Genomic DNA, 1,353 nt, shown 5'->3' with positions numbered 1-1,353 from the left:
ACAAGTGTTAGGACACTGACGTGTGGTCTCTGAGAATTGTCGAATAGACAGATCATCGAGAGTGGGTTATTTTGGGATATACAGCTGTAATCAAAAAGATACCCGGTTCGGCGAGGGAGCGGGGGGAAAAGGCGTGTGGGTCGATTATGCTGCAGGCGCCTGCATTGCTTTTCTGAGCGAGGAGACAATCTTCGGAGGATCCACAACCAGCCAGACACAGGCAAGCAGGGAGAGGTACATCAGCGTGAACATCCCCAGTGTGACCATCCACCCGCCCGACATGACCGGCCCGGTATAAGTAAGGGCCGTATAGTATGCTCCGAACATCAGCGGGAACTCAATGTAGGCGAGTGCCTGGAAGACGAAGAGCGCCGCTATCTTTCTGGAGTCATCCACCGCAAGGATGCAGAGAAGAGGCGTGAACCACACGATGTACTGGGGACTCCGGACCTTCGCGCAGAATACCACGAGAACGATGGCGCACAGGATCAGTTTGAGCATCAGGACGGCGTCCCGCTGCGGGAGCTTCCAGGCGATAAAGAGGAGAATGAGGAAACCCGCCCCCATGAGAAGGTACATCCCTGCTGAGACGAGATCGATGGAGATGCTAAGCCCAAAGACGTCGTGGAACCACGAGTACAGGGTAAAGGTCAGGGTGTTGGAGTAATACCCGAGCTCCGAGCGGATGGGAAGATAGATCTTCAGCGTTTCCGGATAAAGGACAAAGAGGGGGACAAAGAGGATGATGAAAACCGGACCTCCGACTTTCAGCGCGGCGATGATCTCCTCCCGGAGCGAGGTTTTCTTTGCGTTGAAAAGGATCAGAAACGGGAGGGCAATGCCGGGGAAGACCTTGGCAAACGCGCCGATCACGGAAACTGCATATCCCTTCGCGGAGTGGCCATAGATGGTGAAGAGGAGCGCAAGCATCAGGAGTGCCGCCGGAAAGGCGTCGTACTTCGTGATGACAAAGTACGCTGCCGCGAACGCTGCAGCATAGATGAGCCCTGCAAGGAGTGCTGTCTTCTCGTTGAAGAGTTTGAGGCAGATGAGGTAGACACAGAGAACAGTAACGATGTCGCACAGGACCATCAGCGCCTGGAATGTGAAGAAGAACGCCATGGCGTTCTGGAAGAGGAGGGCGGGAATGGCGGCGATCATCATCGGGACGAAGGCGAGGATGGGATACTGGAACTCCGCGCTTGTATACGGGAACCCGCCCTCAAGGGTCAGGAGGGTGTATTTGAGGTAAATCCCGATGTCGAAGTAATCGACAAATGACGAGAAGACCACGGTCGTAAAGCTGTCGCTTATACCCATCTGACGCTGCCGGCGAAGAGGCAACGGGAGAAG

The 1,353-nt window shown here is 55.1% G+C and carries 1 protein-coding gene; it reads right to left on the bottom strand.

Going from position 1 to position 1,353, the window contains the following annotated elements; genetic code table 11:
* Positions 1–144: 144 nt before the first annotated feature.
* A partial coding sequence (locus CW742_RS13285) for a hypothetical protein (protein WP_292421165.1) occupies positions 145–1,353 on the bottom strand: 1,209 nt, incomplete at its 5' end.

The organism is Methanoregula sp., assembly GCF_002835825.1.
Taxonomy (GTDB): domain Archaea; phylum Halobacteriota; class Methanomicrobia; order Methanomicrobiales; family Methanospirillaceae; genus Methanoregula.
Note: the sequence above shows the minus strand (reverse complement) of the source record. Positions and strands in the feature narration are given on the sequence as shown.